Source organism: Pseudoduganella guangdongensis (assembly GCF_009857475.1).
GTDB classification, from domain to species: domain Bacteria; phylum Pseudomonadota; class Gammaproteobacteria; order Burkholderiales; family Burkholderiaceae_D; genus Rugamonas; species Rugamonas guangdongensis.
Genome location: NZ_WWCJ01000003.1, coordinates 161,587 through 181,983, shown reverse-complemented (window position 1 = coordinate 181,983; position 20,397 = coordinate 161,587). Strand labels below are relative to the sequence as shown.

The following is a 20,397-nucleotide window of genomic DNA, read 5'->3' as shown; positions in this document are numbered from 1 at the left end:
GGTTCGTCAGGATCAGAACTTGTGTTCGATTGCGATACGCGCGGTGCGGCCACGCAGTGGCAGAACCGTGGTGCGTACATTGACGGTCGATGCGCGGTTGAACACGTTGTCCACGTTCAGGCTGAGCGAGGTGTTCTTGAACAGGTCGTAACCGATGTTCGCGTCAACCACGATGTCCTGCTTGATTTTGCAATAGTCGGTCGGAATCGAACGATCCTTGCAACCCTGTGCCGTGTAGCTGGTGTCGTACTTGTCGGAGATCAGTTTGGTCTCTGGGCTGTAAGTGAACGCTACACCAGCACGATACGGACCTTGGTTCCACTGCGACGTAGCACGCACAGCGTATTTCGGATTGCCGTACAGGCCAGCCAGGTTTTCGGTGTAGTTATTGTCCACCGAATCCCAGCCGCGGTAGTCCAGCTGGTAATTGGCGCGCAGGGTATTACGGATCTTGCCGCTGGAACCCATGTTGATCTGGTGGTTGATCTCCAGATCCAGGCCTTCAACGCGGGTGCGGTTCAGGTTCTGGTACGCCATCGAAATCGCGGCGATCGGACCGGCGGTGTGATCGATACGCTTGCCCGACAGTTCGAACACGCGCTGCGACAGGTTGCGGTCGTCATCGGTCACGCCCAGACGATCCACCGAGCCAGGAACTTTGTCTTCCTGCGACAGGATTTCATCGATGTCGCGGGTACCGATCTCGTTACGGCGCTCGATGCGGTAGTAGTCCAGGCTCATGGACAGGTCCTTGGTCGGTTGCCATACCACGCCGCCGTTCACGCTACGCGATTTCTCCGGATCCAGGGACGGGTTACCAGCGATATCCACTGCGGCGCTGGCCGAGCAACCTGCGTCACGGGCACGCACTGCATCGGCGCGGTCAATTGCAGTACCCTTCAGCAGTTCGTTATACAGCTGGGTGGCGATGGCGCAACGCTTCGGATCTTGCAGGCCGTTCTGGAATGCGGACAGGGCCACATCGCCGGTTTCCGCAGCATTTGGTGCACGGAAGCCCTGCGAAACGGTAGCACGTACCATCAGGCTTGGGTGCAGCTGGTAACGCGCGCTCAGCTTAGGTACCACGTTGGCATCGGTCTTGCCGACTTTGTCGACACGTACCGCACCGTTCAGCTCCAGGTCCTTGGTGACTGGAGCTGCCAGTTCAGCATAAGCGGCATACATATTACGGCCGCCGTTCACGTTGATCGAACCGTAGCCCACCAGTTCGGCGTTCGCCACGTTGTCGCTGACCCACGACTCGAAGCTGTCGCGACGGTACTCTGCGCCGACTGCCAGCGACAGCGGGCCGCCGGACAGTTGCATCAGCTCGCGCGAAGCACGGATGTCGGCGAAGTGCTGCTTGGCTTTACCATCGAAGCTATAGTGCGGGAACATGCGGTTCAGCAGTTCGTCGCTGTTCTTTTGGCCAAACTTGTACTCGCCGGTCAGGACGGCAGCCAGGTAGTTCTTGGCATGCTTAGGACCACGGCCGCCCGCGTCGGACGAGTTAGCCATAGTGCCGATCGCGCTGTTCCAGTCCCAACCGAAATGGGTACCTTCCAGGCCGACCATCACGCGGTGCTGGCGAGCGTGTGCTTCCTGCTTGTACATATCCACATTGTCTGCGTAGCGGTAACGCAGCTGGATCGGGAAGCTGTACGGGTTGTATGGGTGGCCGACTGGCAGCATCGGTTCGGTGAAGAACTCCAGCTTGCGGGTCTGGGCGTTGAACCAGCGGGTCGGGGTGCCGGTGTACTGCATGATCGACGGCGCGTTGTAGAACGAGGTCTTGGTGTCCGACAGGGTAATTTCTGCGAACGCGGTCAGGTTCTCGTTGATCTTCAGGCGGCCGGAGGACATGAAGTTGGCACGGTCCGCTTCAGCGTAGCCGCCCACGCGATCCCACTGGTCGAATTTGCACAGGCCGTCTTCCAGCAGTGTAGGGGCGCAACCTGGCGCAGCCACACCGATGGTTTTACCAGCCAGCGCTGGGTTGGCAGGGTACACCGCCGGGTAGCGACCGAAGTAGTTACCTGGAGTGGAGTAAGTCGATTTCACGCCGAAGGTCGGGCTGACGTGGTCGATGTACCACTGTGGCAGCACGTTCTGGATGGCGCGGTTCGAGTATGGCGAACGGTGGAACAGTTCCAGGTGGTTGAACACATTCCAGCCTTGCGCATTGAAGTCGCCCAAGCCCCAAGTAACGGAGGCGGTCTGGTCACGGTTCAGGTCGCTCTTGACCAGGGACTGACGCGCACCGGCGCGCAGGGTCAAGCCATTGAATTCTTTACGGGTGATGATGTTGACCACACCGGCCACGGCGTCGGAGCCGTAAATTGCCGATGCACCGTCCAGCAGCACCTCAACACGTTCGATCACATCGGATGGAATCGAGTCGATGTTGACGAAGGTTTGCTGGCCACCATCGGCGGTACCGAAGTTCGATACGCGGCGGCCGTTCAGCAGGGTCAGGGTCGAGCCCTTGCCCAGATTACGCAGGGACAGGCCGGTAGCGCCGGACGAGAACGAATTGCTGCTGTTCAGGTCGGACAGGGCCCCGGTGTTCGAGGTCAGGGTATCCACGATATCCTTGACGGTGGACGCACCCATCGCCTTGATTTCTTCGCGGCCCAGAACCTGGATTGGCGACGAGGTTTGCTCGTCGATGCCGCGCTTAATGTTAGAGCCGGTCACTACAACTTTCTGAACGGCAGGCTGGTTTGCCTCGGTTTGTGCCAGCGCAACAGGGCCCGCCAGGGTCATAGCAACAGCGACAACGCAAGGTTTCAATACGTATTTCTTTTTCAACACATTCTCCCTAGAACGATTATCAGGCTGCCCCGTGTCAATTAGTTTCGTTGAGCAGCAGCTTGCGAGTTTTACATATCGTTACCTTTTTCAAAAGAGAATATTTGGCATATGAACAATCTTGCAAGGGTGCGTTGACAAATTACAACAGTAGTTCAATAAATGAAAGATTCTCCCCGGCATGGCTTTCGCGGCGGGGCGCCAGCGGATAACTGCCCAGCTACGGGTGGCAGGCAACCTTATTCGGGCAATACCAATACAAGCATTAATTAATTAATATTTGTTACAATTTGCGACATTTGAAAAGCATATATCCTTATTTAAATGTCGCCACAAATAAAAAAGCGCCCCGCAGGGCGCTTTTGGTCGGCAATGCCGGGAATTACTTGGCGTTCATCAGGGCCACGGTAGTGTCCAGCATGCGGTTGCTGAAGCCCCACTCGTTGTCGTACCAGGACGACACCTTGACCAGCTTGCCCGACACTTTGGTCAGGGTGGCGTCGAAGTTCGACGAGGCTGGGTTGTGGTTGAAGTCGACGGAGACCAGCGGCTCGGTTTGGTAAGTCAGCACGCCTTTCAGTGCGCCTTCCGAGGCTTCCTTCATGATCTTGTTGATTTCTTCCACCGTGGTGTCGCGCTTGGCGATGAAGGACAGGTCAACGATCGACACGTTGATGGTCGGCACGCGGATCGCGTAGCCGTCCAGCTTGCCGTTCAGCTCTGGCAGCACCAGGCCAACCGCAGCGGCGGCGCCGGTCTTGGTCGGGATCATGGACTGGGTGGCGGAACGGGCGCGGCGCAGGTCTTCGTGCATCACGTCGGTCAGCACCTGGTCGTTGGTGTAAGCGTGCACGGTGGTCATCAGGCCGGTTTCCAGGCCGATGGCGTCGTTCAGTGGCTTGACCAGCGGGGCCAGGCAGTTGGTGGTGCAGGAAGCGTTCGAGATCACGGTGTCCGAAGCCTTCAGCACGCCGTGGTTCACGCCGTACACGACGGTCGCGTCAACGTCTTTGCCGCCTGGAGCGGAGATGATCACTTTCTTGGCGCCGCCTTTCAGGTGGGCCGACGCTTTTTCTTTGGTGGTGAAGAAGCCGGTGCACTCCAGCACCACGTCCACGCCCAGCTCGCCCCAAGGGATTTCTGCCGGATTGCGTTGTGCGAACACGCGGATCGAGTCGCCGTTCACGATCATGTTGTCGCCTTCCACCGTGACGGTGCCAGGGAACTTGCCGTGGGCGGTGTCGTAGCGGGTCAGGTGGGCGTTCGACTCAGCATTGCCCAGGTCGTTGATGGCCACGATCTGGATGTCTTGCTTTTTGCCGCCTTCGTAGAAAGCACGCAGGACATTGCGGCCGATACGGCCATAACCGTTAATTGCTACTTTGATCGTCATACTCGTTACTCCTGATGATAGAAATTAGATGACTGCCTTGACTTTGGCTACGACGTTTTCCACGGTGAAGCCGAAATGCTTGAACAGCACGCCAGCCGGTGCGGATTCGCCGAAGGTGTCGATACCTACAACTGCGCCTTCCAGGCCCACATACTTGTACCAGAAGGCGGTGACGCCTGCTTCAATCGCCACGCGTGGCAGGCCCTTGGTCAGCACGGATGCCTTGTAGGCAGCGTCCTGGCGGTCGAACACGTCGGTCGATGGCATGGACACCACGCGCACCGGGGTGCCGGCGGCCTTCAGTTCGGCGGCGGCTTTCATGGCCAGTTCCACTTCGGAACCGGTGGCGATCAGGATGGCCTTGGCGCCGGCTTCGTCGGACAGCACATAGCCGCCCTTGGCGACGTTGGCCAGCACCTCGGCCGAACGCTCGATGAACGGCAGGTTCTGGCGCGAGAAGATCAGGGTCGACGGGCCGTCGGCGCGTTTCACCGATTCGCCCCAGGCGACCATGGATTCCACGGTGTCGGCAGGACGCCAGTTGTCCAGGTTAGGGATCAGGCGCAGCGAGGACACGTGTTCCACCGACTGGTGGGTCGGGCCGTCTTCGCCCAGGCCGATCGAGTCGTGGGTGAACACGAACAGGGAACGCTGCTTCATCAATGCAGCCATACGCAGGGCGTTGCGGCTGTAGTCGGCGAAGGTCAGGAAGGTGGCGCCGAACGGAATGTAGCCGCCGTGCAGGGCGACGCCGTTCATGATCGCGGCCATGCCGAACTCACGCACGCCGTAGTTGATGTGGTTGCCTGGCACGCCGGAACGCACGGCGACGCACTCTTTCCAGTTGGTCAGGTTGGAGCCGGTCAGGTCGGCCGAGCCGCCCAGGAATTCCGGCAGCACTGGCGCCAGCGCCTGGATCGCGTTCTGCGATGCCTTGCGGGTGGCGATGGTTTCTTTCTTCTCGACGCAGGCGGCGATGGCGGCGTCCAGGGTTGCCTGGAAGTTGCCTGGCAGTTCGCCTTTCATGCGGCGGGTCAGTTCAGCCGCTTCCGCCGGGTACTGTGCCGAGTACTTGGCGAACATCTCGTTCCAGCTGGCTTCGAATTGCGCGCCTTGCGCCTTGAAGTCCCAAGCCTGCGCCACGTCGGCCGGCACGTCGAACGGCTCGGCGCCCCAGGAGATGTACTCGCGCACGGCGGCGATCTCTTTGTCGCCCAGCGGTGCACCGTGCACTTTGTCGCCGCCCTGCAGGTTTGGCGAGCCCTTGCCGATGATGGTCTTGCAGCAAACCAGGGTTGGCTTGTCGGATTTCTTGGCGGCCTCAATGGCTGCGGCAACGGCGGCAACATCGTGGCCGTCCACATTCTTGATCACGTTCCAGCCGTAGGACTCGAAACGCTTCGGGGTGTCGTCGGTGAACCAGCCTTCGACTTTACCGTCAATGGAGATGCCGTTGTCGTCGTACAGGGCAATCAGTTTTTTCAGGCCCAGGGTGCCGGCCAGCGAGCACACTTCGTGCGAGATGCCTTCCATCAGGCAGCCGTCGCCCAGGAAGGCGTAGGTGTAGTGGTCGACCACGTCGAAGCCAGGCTTGTTGAATTCGGAAGCCAGCAGCCATTCAGCCAGCGCCATGCCGACCGCGTTGGCGATACCCTGGCCCAGCGGGCCGGTGGTGGTTTCCACGCCTGGGGTGTAGCCCACTTCCGGGTGGCCCGGGGTCTTGGAATGCAGTTGGCGGAAGGCCTTCAGGTCGTCCATCGACACGTCGTAACCCGACAGGTGCAGCAGCGCGTAGTGCAGCATGGAGCCGTGGCCGTTGGACAGCAGGAAGCGGTCGCGGTTGACCCAGGCTGGGTTGGTCGGGTTGTGGCGGTGATGACCGCTCCACAGTGCTACAGCGATCTCAGCCATGCCCATTGGCATGCCTGGGTGGCCGGAATTGGCCTTCTGTACAGCGTCCATTGCCAGCGCGCGGATCGCGTTGGCCATTTTGGTGAAGGGGAGCGAAGTTTTCATCGTGTATCGAGGAAGGTTGGAATTTGGTGCACTGCGGCGAAGGCCGCGTTTGGAACCCGATATTTTACCAGAGCGTGACACCTACGCTTAAAATTGGTGCATTCCAACCTTTCCTGAGAGCTTTATGCCCCGTTTTCACGTGCCCCAACCCCTTGCCGCCGGTCAGCAACTGGAGTTGCCGCCCGAGGTGGCCCACCACATCAATGTGGTGCGCATGGAGCCGGGCGACACACTGACCCTGTTCAACGGCGATGGCGGTGAGTATACGGCAGTGTTGACAGATGTGCAAAAGAAAAAGGCTTGGGCGGAGGTCAAACTGTTCACCCAGCGTGAGGTGGAATTGCCGTTTGCCGTGACCCTGGCACAAGCCCTGCCGGAGGGCACCAAGATGGATTGGATTATCGAAAAGGCGGTGGAACTGGGCGTGGCGGCGATCCAGCCGCTGGCGGCGCGGCGCTGCGTGGTGCGATTGTCGGCGGAACGGGCGGAAAAGAAGCTGGAGCATTGGAATGGCGTGGTGATCTCAGCCGCCGAGCAATGCGGACGCAACCGCCTGGCCGCTGTGGCGCCGCCGCTGGAATTCCGCGACTGGATCGGCCAGCAGGATCTGCACAAGCGCGTGATCCTGACGCCGCGCGCCACTGAATCGCTGGCGGATTGGGCGCGCCACCAGCCGGCGCAGGCACTGACCATCATGGTCGGGCCGGAAGGCGGCTTCTCCGACGAAGAGGAGGCGGAAGCCCTGAAACGCGGCGCCCTGCCCCTCTCCATCGGGCCGAGGGTGTTGCGTACGGAGACGGCGGCATTGGCGGCGGTATCGATCTTGTCGGCGGCTTGGGGCGGGATTTAAACCCGGCCAACCAGGGTCTGACCCAAGGGTCAGACCCTGTCTGTTCGGCTGTAAGCGGTTGGGGTAAGGCCTTTGACTTTTTGCGAACGTCAAACGCCTTAAACCCTAGCAGCAGACCCCAAAACCGTTGGGGGCCTGACCCTGCCGGGTTTAGAACTTATACCCCGCCACCAGATAAAGCTGCCTACCCAACGGATCCGCATACCGTCCGTCATACCCCAGCTGATTGCCGCCGCCGGCAATGCGCTGCGAGAACGGCGGTTCACGGTCAAACAGGTTTTTCACGCCACCGGTCAACGTCAGGTTGGCATTGAACTTGAACCGCGTCTGCCAATCCCACACCAGGGAATCCTCTACCTTCCGGCTCAGCGACACAAAGTTACCCGCCTCATCGCGAATCGCCTGGCTGCTGGCGGCGATCGACATATCCTGGTAGCCCGACTTGTAGACCCCGGTCAGCGAATGCGACAGGCGGTCCGACTGCTTCCAGCCCACCTGCAGCTTGCTGATCCAGCGGAACGTCACCGCGTTATACGAATCGAAGCGCCCCACGCTGTGCTCCACCGGATCGGTCGGCAGCGTTTGGAAATCCGCCTTCAGCATATAAGTACCGGTCCAGTTGAAGTTCCACTTACCCATGCGGTAGGTGTGGTCCCAATCGATCCCCCGGTAATGCGACTGCGCCAGGTTGAACGGCGTCAGCGACGCCGCCAGCACATTCTCCTTCTGGATCGGATCGTAATAGGAAACGAACAGCCCCATATACTTGGCTGGATTACCGAACACCTCGTTTTCCGGCAGCTTGGAGATCTGGTCCTTGATCTTCACGTCCCACACATCCATGCCCAGCGACAGGCTCTTGCTCGGCTCCACACGCAAGCCCAACGATGCCTGCTTCGACGTTTCCGGCTTCAAACCCGCCGCGCCGGTGAAGGGATTACCGCCATTCAGCAGGTTGTACTCCTTGGTGCCATCGCACAGCGCCAGCAGCGGGCCGGACGTGATCGGGCACGGGTGGGCATTCGCCACGCCGCCGCCCTGCAGCGGATTGGTGATATCGGTCAGGATCGGGGCCTTGAAGCCGGTGCCGTAGGAGCCGCGCAGCAGCAGGCTGTCAGACGGACGCCATGCCGCCGCCAGCTTGTAGGTGCTCTTGCTGGCCTCGTTGCCCTTGATGGCCGGCGCCACCAGCTTGCCGGCGGAATCGAAATTCATCTTGTCTCTGACCGCATCATAGCTGTCGTAACGCAGGTCGGCCGTGAGCTCCAGGCCCTTCACCACCGGCACCACCAGTTCGGCAAAGGCGCCCCAGCTCTTGCGCGTGGCATCGGTCGGGAACGAACCCTGGATGCCGCCGATCGGGCTGTCGGTATAGTTCGGCTGCAGGCTGTTGGCGCCCATGGCGATCGCGCTCGGATCGTAGACATACTTCTGGCGCATGAAGTCGCCGCCCAGCGCCAGCATGGCCGCGCCGCCCGGGGCCTGGAACACTTCGCGCGAGCCGCGCAGGTTCAGGGCATTGATGCGCGAGCGGGTTTCGTCCAGCTGCTGGTGCAGCACGGCCGAGGCCAGCGCCGCGCGCGTTTCCGCGGTCGGCACGATGAACGGGTTGTAGGTGCCGGCCGCCATCAGCGCGTCCAGCTTGTCGCTCGATGTGTAGCCCGCCACCGCATGGTCGGCTGCCGTGGTTTCCGAATGGGTGAAGGCCGCTTCCATATCCCAGCCCCACTGCGCGCCGCGCACGCCGAAGGCCAGATGCTTGGCATCGGTCTTCCAGTCGTCGGTACGGCCGCCGGCATCGACCAGGCGCAGCGCCATGGTGGCCGAATTGACGGAGGCCGGATCGATGCCGAGCTTGCCCAGCGCCGGCACCACGTGCGCCTTGTACAGCGGCGAATTGATGTTCAGCGACAGCGGCTGGGCCGGCGGCGCATAGCGCGCGGTGCTGGTGAACTTGGAATACAGGCCTTCGGCAAAGAAGGTCCAGTCGTTGCCCAGCTTGATATTGGTGGAGCCGAACAGGCCGTCGCGCTTCATCTCCGGCAGCAGTTCGACCACGGCGCCATAGTTGTACAGGCAGCGGTTGCCGACCTGGAAGGTATTGGCGGCGCCGCACTTGCCGGTGGTGATCAGGCTTGGGTTGAAGGCGGGGTTGCCGTTGGCCGTGCGCACGGTGACGTTGCCGGGAATCGAGTTGCCGGACAACTGGTACAGCGAGTAGCGCTTGCCGCCTTCCTCGAAATCGTGCACGCCGCCCGGCGCGGCAAAGCGGCGCTCGCTGGCATTCAGTTCCTTCTGCGTGTCGTGGCTATACGCCAGCAGCACATTGAAGCCGTCGTTGTCGAGGTCGCCGAAGCCCTTGGAGATGGCAACATTGGTGGTGGCGCCGGCACTGCCCTTGGTCGGGCGGTTATAGGTCAGCTCGATGTTGGCGTCGGTCTGGTTTTTCTTCAGGATGAAGTTGACCACGCCGGCAATCGCGTCCGAGCCGTACAGGGCGGAGGCGCCATCGGTCAGGATTTCCACCCGCTCCACCGCCGCCAGCGGGATTGATGCCAGGTTGACGGCAGAGCCCGAGCTGTAAGGCGCCATGCGGCGGCCATTCAACAGCACCAGGGTGTAGCTCGATCCAATCGCGTGCACCGACGCGGTCTGCACGCCGCCGCCGCCGCCGTTGATCGACGTCGACGAGGTCACAAAACCCTGCATCGACGGCAGCGTGGCCACCAGGTCGGCCACGGTATTGGCGCCGGTCTGCTCGATCTGCGCCTTGGACAGGGTTTGCACCGGCAGCGCGCCCTCGATGGCCACGCGCTTGACGGCGGAGCCGGTAATCTCAACCCGCTGGATATTGTCTTGCGCCACGGCCTGCTGGGCGGCCAGGCCCAGGCCGACCGTGAACATCAGCCGCACGGAGCGCGACAGTATGGTTTCTTTCATCGTCATTTCCTCTTTGACTCTCTGATTTTTTAGAGCCGCGATGTGCGGCCTTGCCATCAGAGCATGTCAATACTGCAAGGAACAACGACAGATTGGAGGTTGTGCCGGAGTCGTCGCGCAGCCATGGCGGATCTGCCTATCCGCTATGGCGCGCGCGCCACGAAGAATAAACGGCGCGCGCCTGCATCTTTCGCTTAAGGCTTACCGCCCAGCACGCTGCGCCCGATACTAGCATTGGCACGGCGTAGCTGCTCGACCGCCAGATCGGTCTCCGCCTTACTCTCTGCATTACGCGCCGCGACAAACTGCTCGGTCGTCTTGCGCCAATCCTGGTAGCGCGCCACTGTGGCCCTCGCCGCTGCGCCAGCCTGTTCCGACAAGGCGGCGTACACCTTGCCGAGGTGAGCCATGGACTGGTCGTATTCAATCTGGTTCATCAGTCGTGCTATGTCTGGAGGTATGCGTTTGCCGGGTGGTAAGGCATCACTCAGGTTCTGCACGAAGCCGTTGTAGCAGGCTTGCCAGGCGGCATAGTCAGCCTCGACGCGGACGATATCGGCATTGCTCTTGGAAAGCTGCGGGATGGCCGGCGGCACGCAATTGAAGGCGCCGCTTGCCATATCCTTGGCATCATAGGTGTTAACCCAGTAATCGATATCTTGGCGCCGCGCTTCGCGCTGCGCCATCACATCCAGCGCAGCCGCCGCCTCTCTATTGCCGCCAGCGGCGGACTGGGAAAACCAATGCCGGGCCTGCTCCAGGTCGATGCGACCCGCCTCGCCATACCAGTACATCTCACCCAGATGGAGTTGTGCGGTCGGGTGGCCTGCCTTAGCCAGCTTGGTAAAAAGTACCAGCGCTTGTGGATAGGACTTGTCCGCCAGCAGCTTGCTGGCATCGGCCAACTCGTCAGCTACGGCTGGCGCGGCGATCAGCAACGCCAGGCAAAAGGCCCCAGATCTGACTTTCAACATGCTTTATACCTCCATAAAGAAAAACCGCGGCCGAAGCCGCGGTTGATTTGCGCAAGTCCGATCAGAACTTGTGGTTGTACTCGACAGTGAACTTGACCGAGCGTGCATCCTGCAGGCTGCGCGCTTCGCCGTAGTTGGCCAGGATGCCGTGACCGGAGCCATCATCATAGGTCTCGCGACGGGCCGTCACTTTCTGCGAGTTGAACACGTTGAACACGTCCATCTTGAACGCCAGGCCCTTCATGTAGTTTGGCGCGTAAGTCATGCTCAGGTCCAGACGACGTTCGGTCGGCAGACGTCCCAGCGATCCACGTGGCGCCGGCTTGCCACCGCACCAGAAGTACTCGGCACCATAGCCCGGACCGCCGTACTCTTCGGACAACGGCGGGAACAGTTCGCCGTTCTCCGCGGCCTCATTGGTACCAAGGCAAGTTTTCGGGCGACCGGACTGGATCAGGGCGTTACCACCTACAGAGATCTCAGGCGTCAGCTGGTAGAAACCGAACAGCTTCAACTGGTGCTTACGGTCGTTCGGCAGCAAGCCTTCCGAGTTAGCCGCGAACTCTGGGTAGTCCCAGCCGGCCGACGTGCCGACGTCGGTCTGGCCGGTGTCGGAACGGGTCTGGCCTTCCATATTGCCCTTGCTGCGCGACAGGGTGTAGTTGATGCGGCCATACCAGCCGTTACGCAGCGGGTGCTCCAGGAACATGTCGAGGGCAGTGTATTCACGCTTGGCTTTCGGCGAACCGATCTCGGCAGCGGAGAAGTTGGCATACTTGCCTTTTCCGCTGACAATCGGGTTGCCAGCCGCATCGTGGCCATCTACCCAGATGGTCACATCCTTGCCCGGATTGAAGATGAAGCAGTTCATGTAGTCCTTAGAGACCACAGGAATGCCGTTCTTGAGGGCGAAGTCGTAAAGAATGCGGGTGTCGCAGCTATCGTCGATACCGGCGCCCAATTTCCGGTAGGTCCCCTTCAGACCGAAGTTCAGATCCGGGCTCCATGCCTTCTCAAAGCCCAGGGTCAGTTCGTCCTGGTAGTTTGGCTTCAGGTCTTTCACGACCACCGACTGCGGCGGCTTACGCGACCCGGTTTCACCGTCAGGCGACTGGGCGACATTGATCGGCGTCAAGCCGGTCGGTACCCCAGTGTTCGGGTCGATACCAGTGTAGGTGAAGTCCTGGTCGGTCAGGGTCGAACGCGAAGCAGCACGGGCAGCCACCTGGCCTGGCAGTTGCAGGTGATAGCGGCCCATGGAACCGAACACCTTCAGCGATGCGTCGCCGTTCACGTCCCACGATGCAGACAGACGCGGTGCGATCTGGTCTTTCACATCGATGAACTTGTCGCCGTCACCGGTGGTATTGCTGTACTGCTCGTTACGCAGGCCGAAGGTGAGCAACAGATTCTTGTTGAACTGCCAGCGATCTTCGATATATTGCGCAGTCTGTTCGGCTTTTGCGTCCGTGATGGAACTGAAGACTCGCTGGCGCGCATAGTAGCCGCGGGTACCGAAGCCGCCGAAGTTACACACGATGGCCGGGCGGGCGTTGGACAGGTTGGTCGGCAAGCACTCGCGGCCTGCTGCCACCTTGCGATAGGACCAGGCGGAACCGCCACTGGTGGCCAGACCGGCGCTGGTGATGTCGATATCATGCGAATCCAGGCCGCCACGGATGGTGTGATCGCCCCATTTGTACTCCAGGTCCAGGCGGAAGGACTTCACCTCATCGGAACCGGGCTTGCTCAGGTTGCCCGTGAACGGGTTAAAGCTCTTGTACAGGCCTTGCGCATCCAGTTCCGGCACGCGGTTTGCCACGGCTGGCACGGTCACGCTCGGTGGCACTTGGGCACCGCCAAAGCCGTGCTCATAAGTCACCCCGCGCTCGGACTTCAGGCGGCCGAACAAGGCAGTCAAGGTCAGGTCGTCCGTCAGGTTGCCGATGTACTTCAGCATATTGACTTTAGCGCCTGGTGGCCCTGGGTTAATGCCGGTCGGGCCCGGATTGCGGGTCACCAAGGACGAGTACAAGGTGTTGTTCGGCGCACCGTTCAATGCCGCCTGGGCGGCAGCCTTATCGCTACCGGCCAAGGTAAAGCCGTAGCGCTGGACGCGCTCGCGCCAGTCATCGCCCGCCGAAGTGAACTCCACCCGGTGGTTGTCAGTGATATTGAAATCGATCTTACCGACCCAACGGCTTTCCAGGCTGCGGCGACTGCGCCAGCCATCGCGTTCGGTGGTGGTGAACGCTGTGCCTTCGGAGAGCAGCGTCGGCAGGCCGTTCTGCTTGGTAATGGTCTGATCGGCGGCGAAGAACATGAAAAGCTTGTCCTTGATCAGCGGACCGCCCATGTAGGCGCCATACTGGAATGCGTGCACTTCGTCCAGGTCGCGGCGGTAATGCAGTTTTCCGTCGGTGTTGGCATTGTCAACGTACCCGGTTTTTTCGTAGTGGATGTTGCGGCGGCTGGCGCGCGCGCGGTTAGGCTCGGCACTGTACATGGCGCCAGCTTCCCAGTTGTTGGTACCGGACTTGGTCGTCACATTCATCACGCCGCCGATCGAACGGCCGAACTCGGCGCCAAAGCCGCCGGTAATCACGGATGCCTGCTGGATCGCACCGAATGGCAATTCCATCGAACCCAACTGGGTCAGCGGATTGGTAATGGAGAAGCCGTTAAGATAGAAAGCGTTTTCCGATGCACCGCCACCGCCGAAGGAGGCGCCGCCGTATGCAGTATCAGCCTTGGTGGTGTTCGGTGCTAGCAGCACGATGGAGGTCAGGTTCGCCTGCACGGGCAGCTTCGCCAGTTCCTTGGCGCTGAATACGGCACCGTTGTTGGTGTTTGAGACGTCAATGCGGTTGCGGCGGCCAGTCACTTGAACCGCAGCCATGGTGCCGAACGAGGCGTTTGCACCCTGGCCAGCAAAGACTTCCACTTCCAGAGTGCTGGCAACGGCGTTGTTGCGCATAAGTTCAACCTTATAGCGGCCAGGTGGCAGCGCCGTCACTTGGTAGCGGCCATTGGTCGCCACATCAGATGAGCGCTTCAGGCCGGTTTCCAGATTGGTCAGGTTGATCAGGCTGCCGGCTGGCGCTTCGACTGTACCGAAGACGCTACCAGTGGCGCTGGACTGCGCCATTGCTGGTTCCATCACGACCGCCCCCATGACGCCCGTGGCAAATGCCAGTGTCAAGGCACGTGCAATTACAGTTTTTCTCAACATTTTCAGTTCCTAAAGTAAGCAGGTTTCTATCTAGCAAGCAACCGATGGAGAGACACGCCACCGGCTGTTTGACAGCATTGATTTTCTTATTGCCCGACTTCTACTAAGGTGCTCCCTCGCAATATTGCGAGCGCAGCAATCTTTATATTGATTGCGCACTGTATGGAATCACGCGCGAAACTCTTTAGTCAATGAAATACCCACCAACATTAACAAAACACAACACATTAACTTACTGGGATTGCACAAAAATGGAAGAAGTTAGACACAATTACCGACAAGTTGCGAAAAACTTAATGAGAGCGCGGTATAAGGAATTACGGAGGGGGAATATATCGAAAAATCACACACTGAATTTACTACATTGAGGAAAGCAAATCCTGAATTTAATTTTCCAACTTATGCGAATGTTTAATTATTAACTCATGCACAAAGTTGGTGAAGTGATCTGAAGCAACTATTACATTGTCCGGGAGGAAAGTATAGAAATAAATCAATCATGCGCGCCGCCGTCGCCCCGTCCGTTGCGTTTATACAACCGGCGAAAGCAGGTAAAATGTCGCCTTTGGGCCCGTTGCGCGCCCCATCCTGCCGAGAAAGAACACCATGTTGCGACTGAACGAAGTAAAGCTCCCCCTCAACCACACCGAAGCCGAACTGCCGCAGGCCATCCTGGCGCGCCTGCAGATCCGCGCCGACCAGATGCTGGGCTTTACTGTCTTCAAACGCAGCTATGACGCGCGTAAAAAGACCAATATCTCGCTCATCTACTCGCTGGACGTGGAAACCACCGACGACGCCGGCATCCTGGCGCGCCTGGGCGCGGACAAGCACCTGATGCTGGCGCCCGACATGGCCTACAAGTTCGTGGCGCAGGGCGTGAACGCCGCCGGCAAGCAGCCGCGCCCGGTGGTCATCGGCATGGGTCCCTGCGGCCTGTTCGCCGGCCTGATCCTGGCGCAGATGGGCCTCAAACCCATCATCCTCGAACGCGGCAAAACCGTGCGCGAGCGCACCAAGGACACCTTCGGCTTCTGGCGCAAGCGCGAACTGAATCCGGAATCGAACGTGCAGTTCGGCGAAGGCGGCGCCGGCACTTTCTCGGACGGCAAACTGTACAGCCAGATCAGCGACCCGAAGCACTATGGCCGCAAGGTGCTGACTGAATTCGTCAAATCCGGCGCGCCGGAAGAGATCATTTACGTCAGCAAGCCACACATCGGCACCTTCCGCCTGGTGAAGATGGTGGAAAACATGCGCGAGGAAATAACGGCCTTGGGCGGCGAAATCCGCTTCGAGCAGCGCGTGACCGATTTCGACATCCAGGAAGAACACGGTGTGCGCCAGATGCGCGGCCTGCACCTGGCCAGCGGCGAATACGTGGAAGCGACCCACGTCGTGCTGGCCATCGGCCACAGCGCGCGCGACACCTTTGAGAACCTGTACGCGCGCGGCGTGTATGTGGAAGCCAAACCGTTCTCGATCGGCTTCCGCGTCGAGCACCCGCAATCGCTGATCGACCAGTGCCGCTTCGGCCCGAACGCCGGCCACCCTATCCTGGGTGCGGCCGATTACAAGCTGGTGCATCATGCCAGCAATGGCCGTGCGGTCTACAGCTTCTGCATGTGCCCGGGCGGCACCGTGGTGGCGGCGGCATCCGAGCCGGGCCGCGTGGTGACCAACGGCATGTCGCAGTATTCGCGCGCCGAGCGCAATGCCAATAGCGCCATCGTCGTCTCCATCAGCCCGGAAGTCGATTACCCGGGCCACCCGCTGGCCGGCATCGAGCTGCAGCGCCGCCTGGAGGAAAAGGCGTACGTGCTGGGCGGCTCCAACTACAACGCGCCCGGCCAGCTGATGGGCGATTTTGTGGCCGGCGTGCCATCCAAGGACGTCGGCGGCGTGGTGCCATCGTTCAAGCCTGGCATTACCTGGACCGACCTGGCCACCATCCTGCCGGAATACGCGGTGGTGGCGCTGCGCGAGGCCTTCCCGGCCTTCGACAAGCAGGTCAAGGGTTACTTCAAGCACGATGCCGTGCTGACCGGCCTGGAAACCCGTACCTCGTCGCCGATCCGCATCAAGCGCAACAACGACGACCTGCAAAGCCTGAACACGCGCGGCCTGTTCCCGGCCGGCGAAGGCGCCGGTTATGCCGGCGGCATCCTGTCGGCCGGCGTCGATGGCATCAAGGTGGCGGAAGCCGTCGCCCTGTCTATGCAGGCGGTGGACAAGTCATCCTGACTTCCATCGGCAGGTGCAGGTGGAAGCGGCAGCCCTCGCCGGGCTTGCTGTGCACCTCCACCGTGCCGCCCAGCTGCTGCATGATCGTGTAGACGATGTGCATGCCCAGCCCGGAACCGCCCTGCCCGCGCTTGGTGGTGAAGAAGGGCTCGAAAATTCTTTCGCGCACGCCCGGCGCCAGGCCCACGCCGTGGTCGGTGAAATCCATCACCAGCCAGCCATCGGCTTGCGCCCCGCTGACAATCACCAGCCCCCCCTGCCCCGCCGGATAGGCATGGCGCGCCGCATTCATCAGCAGGTTCGACAGCACCTGCGAGAATTTCCCCGGCGGCAGGCGCGGCCGCAATAGCGGGTCGATCGCCACTTGCACCTTGATGCGCGCCTTGCGCAGCTCCGGGCTATGCGCCGACACCACGCCCTGCACATAGTCGGCCAGCGCCAGCGTGCTGACATGCTCGGTGCCCTGGTCCACCGCCAGCTGCTTGAAGTTGCCGATCAGGGCCGCCGCGCGGTGCAGGTTCTGCTCGATCAGCGCCGCCGCATCGTTCAGGCGCGCCGACAGGTTGACCAGGTCGGACCGGCTGACCTTGGGCGCTTCCAGCGCCGCCACCAGTTGCGCCGTGTAGCTGCTCATGGCCGACGCCGCCGTGAGCGCCACGCCGACCGGGGTGTTCACCTCGTGCGCCACGCCCGCCACCAGCGCGCCCAGCGCCGCCAGCTTTTCCTGCTCGACCAGGCTGGCCTGCGCCGCGCGCAGGGCTTCGGTGCGGCGCTCGACCTTCTCTTCCAGCAAGTGCTCGCGGTCCTGGTGCTGCAGCTCGGCCGACGCACGCGCGGTGAAGATCGACAGCAGCGACAGCGCCAGCAAGCGTTTGTTCTCGTCAATCGGCTTGGTGTCGATGGCCGACAGGATGCCCATGGTCTTGCCCTCGGTATCGACCATGGGCATGCCGATATAGCTTTCCGCGCCCATGTCCACCAGCAGGGTGTCGAGCGGGTAGTCCTGCTGGATGCCGCTGGCGTGGAAACACATGGTCTGGCAGGTCACATCCTGGCAGGGCGTGTGCTCCAGGCTGTAATCCAGATTCGGCAGGAAGCCGTCGCCGCCCCACACCGACAGGGTGCGGATGCCCTCGTGGCCGTCCGCCATGCGGATCACGCGGCCGGCGATCACATAGGTCACCTCCAGCGCCAGCGCCAGGTCGCGCACCAGCACGCGGAAGAACTCGTCGCCGCGCGCCCGCGCCGTGGAATCGGTAATCGAGCGCAACGCCGCCTCGGCCAGCAGGCGCGCGTCATCGGCATCGAATAATTGCATGGCGGGCTCCTATGACGGCGGATGGCGCCGGTAAAGGTTGTGCAGGTAATCGGTATTCTGCAGCAGCAGGTTGGCCAGCGCCGGGTCGAAACGGCTGCCGCTGCCTTCGCGCACTTCGTCCAGGGCATGCTGCAGCGTGTGCGGCGGGCGATAGCAGCGCGGGCTGACCATGGCGTCGACAAAGTCCGCCAGCGCGGTGATGCGCGCGGCCAGGCTGATGTGGGCGCCGCGCAAGCCCTGCGGGTAGCCGGCGCCGTCCCAGCGCTCGTGATGCTCGTGGGCGATGCGCGCCGCCAGCTTGAGCACCGGCTGCTGCGAGCGCGACAGCATGTGCCAGCCGATATCGCTATGGCCCTGCATGCGCGCTCGCTGTTCGGCATCGAGCGGGCCGGGCTGGTTGAGGATGGCGTCCGGGATGCCGGCGTGGCCGATATCGTGCAGCGGCGCCGCCTGGCGCAGCTGGCGCACGGCGCCCTCCGGCATATCGACCGCCTGCCCCAGCATGGCGGCGATCTCCCCCACCCGTTCCACATGGCCGCCGGCGGCGGCCGAGCGGCTTTCCAGCGCCGCGCCCAGGATATGGATGATGGCGCTGTGGGTCGCCTGCGCCTCCTCGCGCGCCAGCAGCTTTTCGTACGTGATGGCGACATTGGCCGCGAACAGGCCGAGCAGCTCGCGCCCTTCCGCCGGCACCGGCTCGCTGAACGACATGTAGAGCAGGCTCTCGTTGCCCTCCCGTGTGCGGTAGTAGCAGGCGTAGTACCGCGGGCCGTCATGGTCGGCGCGTTCCGCCATGCAGCGCACAAAGGCGGCGCGCACCGGCGCCGGCAAGCGCTCCAGGCTTTCCTCCAGCTGCAAGCCGGCATAGGCCGGGGTCACGGCCAGCACCTGCAGGCGGCCCGCCTGGCGCGCGGCGGCATAGGCGCTCAGGCGGCTGGCGCAAATGCCTTCGGCCGCGTGCCCCAGCAGGGCGGAGGCCTGCTCCAGCACGGCGGAACAAAAGTGGCGCAAGTTGTCCGAATCGCAGACCTGGGTAATGGCGTCGACCGAGCGGCGCAAGCCCAGGCGCGCGCGCTCCAGCCGCATCAGGTCGCGGTAGGCGCGCAGGCTGGAATAAAACACGGTGCTGAGCTTGGCGTGCGTCAGCTCGGTCTTTTCCCGGTAATCGTTGATATCGTAGGTTTTCAGCACCACCGCCTGCGGCGCCTGGCCCGGCTGGCCGGTGCGCAGCACGATGCGCACATTGCGGTCGCCCAGCTCTTCGCGGATATAGCGCACCAGCTCCAGGCCGGCATGCTCGGACTCCATCACCACGTCGAGCAGGATCAGGGCGAACTGGCCCGGTTCGGCGAGCCGGGTGCGCGCTTCGGTGCCGGAATAACAGTGGGTAAAATGCACGCGGCGGCCGTCGAACTCGAAATCCGACATCACCAGTTCGGTCACCTGGTGGACAGCTTGCTCGTCGTCAACAATGAGGATTTCCCACGGCTGGGCCGACGCGGCAGGGGCCGGCGTCTCATCATCGTCGAACAACATATCGTCATCCACCATGCCCGGCCCCATTAAAGGTTGGTTATTGCAAATTATATACCGCTATAACCAGCCCGCCTTTTTAAAGCGCCGATACAGGGAACCGCAAACAACAGCCATCAAGGTCAGGGCGGCGGGGTAGCCGAAACGCCAGTCCAGCTCGGGCATATGCTTGAAATTCATGCCCCAGATGCCGGCAAACGCCGTCAGCACGGCGAAAATGGCCGCCCAGGCCGCCAGGCGCTTGTTGACCTCGCCCTCCTCCAGCGCCACCATCGACAGGTTGACCTGGATGGCGGTGCCGATGGTCTCGCGCATGGTATCGAGGGCGGTGCTGATGCGCAGCAAATGGTCGTGCACGTCGCGGAAGTACTCCTGGGTATTGCGGCAAACCGAAGGCACGCGCCCGCCGTGCAGCTTGCCGATCGCCTCCAGCAGCGGCACCACGGCGTGGCGCACCTGCATCACCTTGCGTTTGAGGTCGTACAGGCGCTCGATATTGTCACGTTGCGAGCCGTGGATGAAGATGCGCTCCTCGATCTTCTCCAGCTCCATTTCCAGCGCATCGATGATGGGGAAATAGCGGTCGACCACGGCGTCCATCAGCGCATACAGCACAAAGCCCGCGCCCTGCTGCAGCAAGTGCGGCTCGCGCTCGGCGCGCGCCCGCACGCCGAGGAAATCCTGGGTGGAATTGGAGCGGTTGGACAGCACGTAATTGGGGCCGACGAAGATATCGACCTCCCCCACATGCAGCTCCTCGCCCTCGCGCAGCTCCAGCATTTTCACCACGATGAAGAGGGAGTCGCCGTACTCCTCGATTTTGGGGCGCTGCTGGCCGCGGCCCGCATCCTCCACCGCCAGCTCGTGCAGGCCGAACTCCTCCTGCATCACCTTCAGCTCCCCCGGCGACGCATCGCGCAACGCCACCCAGACAAAGGCATCGTCGCGCGCCACGTAATCGCTGATATCCACCACCGGAATATCAGCCAGCTTGCGCCCATCCACGTAGGCGACGCAGTTAATCAGCATGTAGGCTCCTTTTTATTGCAAGCCAGCAGCATAGCAGGGGTCAGGTCTGTCAATCGG

The 20,397-nt window shown here is 61.6% G+C and carries 11 protein-coding genes; 2 read left to right on the top strand and 9 right to left on the bottom strand.

Annotated features, from left to right (window positions below; genetic code table 11):
• Positions 1 to 12: 12 nt before the first annotated feature.
• The 3 genes from GTP41_RS05200 to tkt all read right to left on the bottom strand — a co-directional run bounded on the left by GTP41_RS05200 (position 13) and on the right by tkt (position 6,220).
• Entirely contained in the window at positions 13 to 2,697 is a 2,685-nt protein-coding gene (locus tag GTP41_RS05200; RefSeq protein ID WP_161024506.1) for a TonB-dependent receptor domain-containing protein, read from the bottom strand.
• 496 nt (positions 2,698 to 3,193) lie between these two features.
• The gene (gene gap, locus GTP41_RS05195; protein WP_028100703.1) at positions 3,194 to 4,204 is read right to left on the bottom strand and encodes a type I glyceraldehyde-3-phosphate dehydrogenase; all 1,011 of its coding nucleotides are present in this window, start codon (positions 4,202 to 4,204) and stop codon (positions 3,194 to 3,196) included.
• Between the two features lie 24 nt (positions 4,205 to 4,228).
• A complete protein-coding gene (gene tkt / locus GTP41_RS05190; protein WP_161024505.1) occupies positions 4,229 to 6,220 on the bottom strand; it encodes a transketolase in 1,992 nt (663 codons plus the stop codon).
• A gap of 124 nt (positions 6,221 to 6,344) precedes the next feature.
• On the opposite strand from tkt, the gene GTP41_RS05185 reads away from it, so the two are divergent.
• Positions 6,345 to 7,070: a 16S rRNA (uracil(1498)-N(3))-methyltransferase gene (locus GTP41_RS05185; protein ID WP_161024504.1), complete on the top strand. Its 726-nt coding sequence runs from the start codon at positions 6,345 to 6,347 to the stop codon at positions 7,068 to 7,070.
• Between the two features lie 150 nt (positions 7,071 to 7,220).
• Here GTP41_RS05185 and GTP41_RS05180 read toward each other — a convergent pair whose 3' ends face one another.
• The 3 genes from GTP41_RS05180 to GTP41_RS05170 form a co-directional block, all read right to left on the bottom strand.
• On the bottom strand, positions 7,221 to 10,010 hold the full coding sequence (locus GTP41_RS05180; RefSeq protein WP_229502739.1) for a TonB-dependent receptor: 2,790 nt from the start codon (positions 10,008 to 10,010) through the stop codon (positions 7,221 to 7,223).
• Between the two features lie 194 nt (positions 10,011 to 10,204).
• Positions 10,205 to 10,984 carry a tetratricopeptide repeat protein gene (locus GTP41_RS05175; RefSeq protein WP_161024502.1) on the bottom strand — a complete coding sequence of 260 codons (780 nt, stop codon included), beginning with the start codon at positions 10,982 to 10,984 and terminating at the stop codon, positions 10,205 to 10,207.
• 61 nt (positions 10,985 to 11,045) lie between these two features.
• Complete coding sequence (locus GTP41_RS05170) at positions 11,046 to 14,144, bottom strand: TonB-dependent receptor (protein WP_161024501.1); 3,099 nt, start codon at positions 14,142 to 14,144, stop codon at positions 11,046 to 11,048.
• A 678-nt stretch (positions 14,145 to 14,822) separates the two neighbouring features.
• Here GTP41_RS05170 and GTP41_RS05165 point away from each other — a divergent pair.
• Positions 14,823 to 16,460: an NAD(P)/FAD-dependent oxidoreductase gene (locus tag GTP41_RS05165; protein ID WP_161024500.1), complete on the top strand. Its 1,638-nt coding sequence runs from the start codon at positions 14,823 to 14,825 to the stop codon at positions 16,458 to 16,460.
• Here the strand turns inward: GTP41_RS05165 and GTP41_RS05160 are convergent.
• Genes GTP41_RS05160 through corA form a run of 3 tightly spaced genes read right to left on the bottom strand, consistent with a single transcriptional unit; the run spans position 16,432 to position 20,340 of the window.
• Positions 16,432 to 17,778: a sensor histidine kinase gene (locus tag GTP41_RS05160; RefSeq protein WP_161024499.1), complete on the bottom strand. Its 1,347-nt coding sequence runs from the start codon at positions 17,776 to 17,778 to the stop codon at positions 16,432 to 16,434. The two genes, GTP41_RS05165 and GTP41_RS05160, sit on opposite strands and share 29 nt — an antisense overlap.
• Positions 17,779 to 17,787: 9 nt before the next feature.
• Positions 17,788 to 19,329, bottom strand: a complete 1,542-nt coding sequence (locus tag GTP41_RS05155; RefSeq protein ID WP_161024498.1) for an HD domain-containing phosphohydrolase — start codon at positions 19,327 to 19,329, stop codon at positions 17,788 to 17,790.
• 42 nt (positions 19,330 to 19,371) lie between these two features.
• On the bottom strand, positions 19,372 to 20,340 hold the full coding sequence (gene corA / locus GTP41_RS05150) for a magnesium/cobalt transporter CorA (RefSeq protein WP_161024497.1): 969 nt from the start codon (positions 20,338 to 20,340) through the stop codon (positions 19,372 to 19,374).
• Positions 20,341 to 20,397 lie beyond the last annotated feature (57 nt).

What these genes read in the sequence shown, in the direction of transcription:
- tkt (WP_161024505.1), bottom strand. Translation starts at nt 6,220, where the DNA reads ATGAAAACTTCGCTCCCCTTCACCAAAATGGCCAACGCGATCCGCGCG.
- GTP41_RS05165 (WP_161024500.1), top strand. Translation starts at nt 14,823, where the DNA reads ATGTTGCGACTGAACGAAGTAAAGCTCCCCCTCAACCACACCGAAGCC.
- GTP41_RS05160 (WP_161024499.1), bottom strand. Translation starts at nt 17,778, where the DNA reads ATGCAATTATTCGATGCCGATGACGCGCGCCTGCTGGCCGAGGCGGCG.
- GTP41_RS05175 (WP_161024502.1), bottom strand. Translation starts at nt 10,984, where the DNA reads ATGTTGAAAGTCAGATCTGGGGCCTTTTGCCTGGCGTTGCTGATCGCC.
- gap (WP_028100703.1), bottom strand. Translation starts at nt 4,204, where the DNA reads ATGACGATCAAAGTAGCAATTAACGGTTATGGCCGTATCGGCCGCAAT.
- GTP41_RS05180 (WP_229502739.1), bottom strand. Translation starts at nt 10,010, where the DNA reads ATGAAAGAAACCATACTGTCGCGCTCCGTGCGGCTGATGTTCACGGTC.
- GTP41_RS05170 (WP_161024501.1), bottom strand. Translation starts at nt 14,144, where the DNA reads ATGGAACCAGCAATGGCGCAGTCCAGCGCCACTGGTAGCGTCTTCGGT.
- GTP41_RS05155 (WP_161024498.1), bottom strand. Translation starts at nt 19,329, where the DNA reads ATGGTGGATGACGATATGTTGTTCGACGATGATGAGACGCCGGCCCCT.
- GTP41_RS05185 (WP_161024504.1), top strand. Translation starts at nt 6,345, where the DNA reads ATGCCCCGTTTTCACGTGCCCCAACCCCTTGCCGCCGGTCAGCAACTG.
- corA (WP_161024497.1), bottom strand. Translation starts at nt 20,340, where the DNA reads ATGCTGATTAACTGCGTCGCCTACGTGGATGGGCGCAAGCTGGCTGAT.